This window comes from Pontimicrobium sp. MEBiC01747 (genome assembly GCF_053601635.1).
The window spans coordinates 1-5,219 of the sequence record NZ_JBSHNS010000470.1; the positions used below are offsets into that span (position 1 = coordinate 1).

Below are 5,219 nucleotides of genomic sequence, written 5' to 3' on the forward strand. Positions count from 1 at the left end.
GTACAACAAACAGCATTAAAAAGTAATGTTAACATTTCTAGGCTTAACACTAAAGCCATTGAAAACGATAAAAACTTAATGCGCATAATAAATAAAGCAGAAGCTAAACGTATAGAAAGCAAAGCCAATAAAACTGTTTACAATGCACAATACGATTTTACCATTAATACCAATTATGCTAAAGTGATAACACATAGTAACGGTTCAAAAAACTACACCTTTGGCGTTTACAGAGCAGAGGATAATAGTTTATTAGAAAACCTATTATTACAAGAACAGGAAGACCACAGTTTTAAAGTCTCCTTAGTACAATATAACATAACACCAAACGAGCGTAATGCATTAGCAAGCCGAGAGATTGTAGATGTAGAAGATAAAATTACGTATATCACACTAGAAGATATTTCAGACACTATTTTCGATAAAGTAAACTCCGATGCCGAAACCTGTACCGTGTACTCTTACGAATGGGAAGCAGGAAATTTGTGTGATAGCGGACTACATGATTATGCAGATGGAGTTGCTTGCGATTATTGGGATAATCCAGATAAAGCCGCAACTAGTGGGGGTTGGGTTTTAACCTCTAACCAAACCTCTTGTGGAGATGGCGGTGGCAGTACAAATACAGACAGCAATCCCAATAGCAACCCAAACGGATCTAACCAAACCGCTAGTAATGGTGGAGGTATAGTGTTAGAGCCAAGTACTACTCCTGTATTGTGTCCAGACTGCCCTGTTATTAGTGAAGAAGATGAGGAAGATTGCTCAGATATAACACCACCTGCTGAATTAATTTCTATGATGAACACTGTTCTAGGAGAGGGTAATTATGAGATAGGTTGCCCACACCCAGAAGGAGAAATAGGATTAACCACTGTAGAGGAATTAGAGGAATTAAAAGACAGCGTAGTAGGATATCACGAATCAGACGAGACAGAAGATGAAGAACCTAACGACCAAAACGAGGTAATAACAAGATATGTTTTTACTACTGGTTTAGTAAAGTATATTGTTCGTGTAAAGCACAAGTTAGGTCAAGATTATGTTACTTTTTCAGATTATGAGGTTTTAAATGTTACAGCATCAGCAAATTTAATGATGTTAAATTCTCCTTTACACAGTTACGAGATTACATCATTTAGTTTACAAGATTTTGCTGTAAGTAGAGAATCATACGAGACAACAGTTACAGTTTATACTAATACAGTTACAAAAACTACCGTAGCAGGATCATCTACAACATACGGAGGAGATCAAATATTCGTGTTAAAAATGAACGCCACAGATGGAAGTAAAATTGGCAAAGGTACTATGAATGGAGACTAAATCATTTTAACTATATTGTAGAAATATACAGAAGCACATCTTATGAAAAGAACATTAATTTTAATCTTGTTTATTCTATTAAACGGTTGTACGTCGCTTAAGACCTCTAAAATTCTCAGTAATGAACAAAAACTAAAAGTATTACAAACTGAATTGAATTTAACAAATAACGAATTTAATACTTTAAAAAATGACGATTCTATTATTAATCAAGCATATAAAACTCTTAAATACAAAGTAAATAAGTTAGATATAAATAAAAACTTAGATTCTTTTTTTGCTAAAAAATATACAAGACATCAAACATTCGTTGCTTTAATTTTAAACCGTGTAACTAAAGATACACCGTTCTACAACATTAATGTTGAAGATAACAAAGGAGAAAAAGAACCTTTTACACCAGAAAAAGAAAGAGAACTAAGGAAGTTTTTTATCAAACAAGCTCAGTCTTTTGAAAAATCTGGAGGTCAATGGGTTACTGACACCTCTTTAATTAATTCCAGACGAAGAAACGAACCAGACTCTATTTATCGTATTAAATTAAAAAAACACATAAAAAGAAAAGATTCTTTATACAAAGCTAAAATGAAAATAGAAGATCCTGAACGATATTACAGGCTAATAGAACTTAACAGAGTAAGAGATTCTTTAATAAGATTAAAACAAAAAGATTCTTTAAATTAACACAATAGCCCTTTCCCTAAAGGGCTTATTTATTAAAAATATATGTATGGAATACCCTATAATCTATACATAATTCTCATAATATTACTTCTATTAAATTTTATTTGTCTCTTATATTTAATTTATAAAAGGCGTAGAGAATAAAGTAATAACCAAGAATAATTTATAGCGATGCCCTAAATCGTTAAAAAAAAGAAACAGCTTCAATTATTATTATTGAGGCTGTTTTTAGAATAAATAATCCTTTCTATGATTTAAATTATTATTAATACTATTAACTTTAAACACAAACAGCAATTTTATGGATAACATAGCCTTTGAGAAATTTTTAGGAAAAGATTTTTTAGTTTTTAAAGAGGTTATAAGATACGATTTTAAAAAATATATTGAAGAAGGAACATATTACCTCATAAGCTTTAATGAGACAAAAGAGTTCTACGGTTTACCTTACAGGACATTATCTGTACAAAAAAACGAAAACAATATCATTAAAGCCATTACTATTGTTTCTAGTGAAATTATAACTCGTGAAATTTTTGATTTGCCACCTTGCCAAACTCCTAGTGATGAATTAGGAATCACGTCTATTGAAGATTTAGAAGCATTAAAAAACAGTATTTTTGGTACGTTTGAAGTGGATTTAACAATAGAAGATGACCCCACAGATAATCAAAATCAAAAAATAGCAAAATTTGAATTTGGTTCTTTTTTAACTGATTTTTCTGTTAGAGTTAAACAACAGTTAGGAACAGACTATATTGGCTTTTCTGATTATGAAGTTTTAAATGTTACATCCTCTGCTAATTTAACATCACTTACACCTCCTTTCGCAAATATACAGCTTAGTTATACTCAACAGGATTATGCTATTAGTAGGGAGTCTTATGTTTCAACAGTAACAATGTATTCAAATTCAACAGTTTCAGGAAAATTATTTGGCTATGATTTTTCTAAAGGTGGAGATCAAATATTTATACTTAAAATGAATGCTACAGATGGCAGTAAAATTAGTGGAACAATGAATGGGAACTAATTATTTTTTATAACTATATTATAAAATATTTATTGATTTTTCTTTTATGAACAAAAACATAATCTTTATATCATTATTACTTTTAACTAGTTGTACTCTTTTAAAATCATCTAAAAAGATAAATAACAAACAAAAATTAAAAGTACTAAAAAAAGAATTAAGCTTAACACAAGTCGAATACAAAGCGTTAAAAAACGATGATTCAATTATAAATGAAGCTTATAAAACGTTAAAGGACACCGTAGATATAGCTAAAATCAATAAGCGTTTAGACTCTTTTTTTGCTAAAAAATATACAAGAAAAGCGACTTGCGTATCTTTGATTTTAGAAAGAGCAAATAAAGGACTTGCATTTGATTTTGAATTTACAGGAGAAGTAGATAAAAATGATACTACGACTTATAACCCTAATATTGAAAAAGAACTAAAAAAGCTTTTTAATAGTTATGAAAATTCTATAATAGATGCAGGTTTTGAAATGATAACAGACACCTCGATTACTAATTCTATTCATAATAATGATTCAGATTCTTTACATTTAATTAAATTAAAAAAGTATATAAGAAAGAAAGATTCTTTAAAAAAAATAAGCAAGAAAGACTCACTTTAATTAATACTTATAGTTTATGCATTTTTTTCAATTGAATATTTTTTTAGATTTTAAACAATCACATTATATATGAAAAAAAATATAGTATTAATTCTAATTCTTTTTTTAACAAGCTGTAGTCTTTTTAAACCTTCTAATGAGTTGTCTAATAGGTATAAGCTTAAAGTTCTTAAATCCAAATTAAATTTAACAAATCTCGAATATAAAACTTTAAAAAATGATGAATTGATTATTAATGAGGCTTATAAAACTTTAATAGATACTGTAGAAGTTTCTAAAATTAATAATCGTTTAGATTCTTTTTTTGCTAAAAAGTATTCGAGAGGTAAAACTCATGTAGCTTTAATTATGGAAAGAGTACATAAAGGTCGAGAAGTTGGTTTTCAATTCACAGGAGAAGAAACAAAAGATTCTTTAGGATCCTTTACCCCAAAAATGGAAAAACAATTAAGACAATATTTTCTTCAATTGGATAAGGCTATGGAAAGAGCAGGCGGAAAATGGGTAAAAGATACCACTCTTTTAAAATCAAAATCTAAATAATAATAGATTAACTTTTAAAATTATGTTTAACAAACAAGATAAGTTTGTGTGCATAATTCTCATAATATTACTTCTATTAAATTTTATTTGTCTCTTATACTTAATCTACAAGAGAAATAAAGTAACAACTAAGAATAATTATAGCGATGCCCTAGATCGTTAAAAAAAGAAACAGCTTCAATAATAATTATTGAAGCTGTTTTTAGAAATTTCACAAAGCTTTAACACCTTTAACAGTATTAAAAAACTAGTAAATCTGGACTAATTTTTGTATATTTAAGTATAATCTTTAAACACAGTAACATTATGTCAGACTCAAATTATATAAAAGTATTCACAGGAAATTTTATTATTGTTCAATTAATTAAAGATCGTCTTTTAAATATAGATATTAGTCCTATTATTAAAGATGATTCAGAATCGGGAAGACTCGCTGGTTTTGGTTCTGCTTCTCAAGGTTTACAAGAGTTATATGTGCATGAAAACGAAATAGACAAAGCTGTTGAAATAGTAGAAAGTGTTCGCTCTGAAATGGAAACGGCTTAACGTATTTATTATTTTCTGTTAAGAATAGTAAACGTAAAAAAGAGGTTCTCTTAAAAGTTTTAAAAACGTCATTCTGAATTCATTTCAGAATCTCATTAAACATAGTTTTCAATTGTTATGAGAAACCGAAATTGGTTCGGTTTGACGAGAATTTGACTTTTTAGACAGCCTCTTTTTTTATACTAGAGCAAATACTGTTCGTTTCTTAAACAGTATACATTTGTTCTCTTAATTCTTTTATTTTAGGGTCTTGCATATAATCATCGAATGTTGCAAACCTATCTATAACACCATTTGGTGTTAGTTCTACTACTCTATTTCCCACAGTTTGCGCAAACTCATGATCATGCGTAGAAAATATAACTGTGCCTTTAAAATTCTTTAATGAGTTATTAAATGCTGTAATACTCTCTAAATCTAAGTGGTTAGTAGGTTCGTCTAATTGTAACACATTTGCTCTCATCATCATCATACGAG

The 5,219-nt window shown here is 28.8% G+C and carries 6 protein-coding genes and 1 pseudogene; 6 read left to right on the forward strand and 1 reads right to left on the reverse strand.

Going from position 1 to position 5,219, the window contains the following annotated elements:
* The 6 genes from ACVC2P_RS15530 to ACVC2P_RS15555 all read left to right on the forward strand — a co-directional run.
* Positions 1-1,326 (forward strand): hypothetical protein (locus tag ACVC2P_RS15530; RefSeq protein WP_452599374.1); only part of this gene is annotated, 1,326 nt, incomplete at its 5' end.
* A 42-nt stretch (positions 1,327-1,368) separates the two neighbouring features.
* Positions 1,369-2,010 (forward strand): hypothetical protein, encoded by a 642-nt coding sequence (locus tag ACVC2P_RS15535; protein ID WP_452599375.1) that lies wholly within the window; start codon positions 1,369-1,371, stop codon positions 2,008-2,010.
* Positions 2,011-2,311: 301 nt separating this feature from the next.
* Positions 2,312-3,043, forward strand: a complete 732-nt coding sequence (locus tag ACVC2P_RS15540) for a hypothetical protein (RefSeq protein ID WP_452599376.1) — start codon at positions 2,312-2,314, stop codon at positions 3,041-3,043.
* Between the two features lie 46 nt (positions 3,044-3,089).
* Positions 3,090-3,653 carry a hypothetical protein gene (locus tag ACVC2P_RS15545; RefSeq protein ID WP_452599377.1) on the forward strand — a complete coding sequence of 188 codons (564 nt, stop codon included), beginning with the start codon at positions 3,090-3,092 and terminating at the stop codon, positions 3,651-3,653.
* 69 nt (positions 3,654-3,722) lie between these two features.
* Positions 3,723-4,196 (forward strand): hypothetical protein, encoded by a 474-nt coding sequence (locus tag ACVC2P_RS15550; protein WP_452599378.1) that lies wholly within the window; start codon positions 3,723-3,725, stop codon positions 4,194-4,196.
* Between the two features lie 306 nt (positions 4,197-4,502).
* Positions 4,503-4,742: a DUF2007 domain-containing protein gene (locus ACVC2P_RS15555; protein ID WP_452599379.1), complete on the forward strand. Its 240-nt coding sequence runs from the start codon at positions 4,503-4,505 to the stop codon at positions 4,740-4,742.
* 205 nt (positions 4,743-4,947) lie between these two features.
* Here ACVC2P_RS15555 and ACVC2P_RS15560 read toward each other — a convergent pair.
* A pseudogene (locus tag ACVC2P_RS15560) lies at positions 4,948-5,219 on the reverse strand (ABC-F family ATPase); the annotation flags it as partial.

What these genes read in the sequence shown, in the direction of transcription:
- ACVC2P_RS15545 (WP_452599377.1), top strand. Translation starts at nt 3,090, where the DNA reads ATGAACAAAAACATAATCTTTATATCATTATTACTTTTAACTAGTTGT.
- ACVC2P_RS15540 (WP_452599376.1), top strand. Translation starts at nt 2,312, where the DNA reads ATGGATAACATAGCCTTTGAGAAATTTTTAGGAAAAGATTTTTTAGTT.
- ACVC2P_RS15550 (WP_452599378.1), top strand. Translation starts at nt 3,723, where the DNA reads ATGAAAAAAAATATAGTATTAATTCTAATTCTTTTTTTAACAAGCTGT.
- ACVC2P_RS15535 (WP_452599375.1), top strand. Translation starts at nt 1,369, where the DNA reads ATGAAAAGAACATTAATTTTAATCTTGTTTATTCTATTAAACGGTTGT.
- ACVC2P_RS15555 (WP_452599379.1), top strand. Translation starts at nt 4,503, where the DNA reads ATGTCAGACTCAAATTATATAAAAGTATTCACAGGAAATTTTATTATT.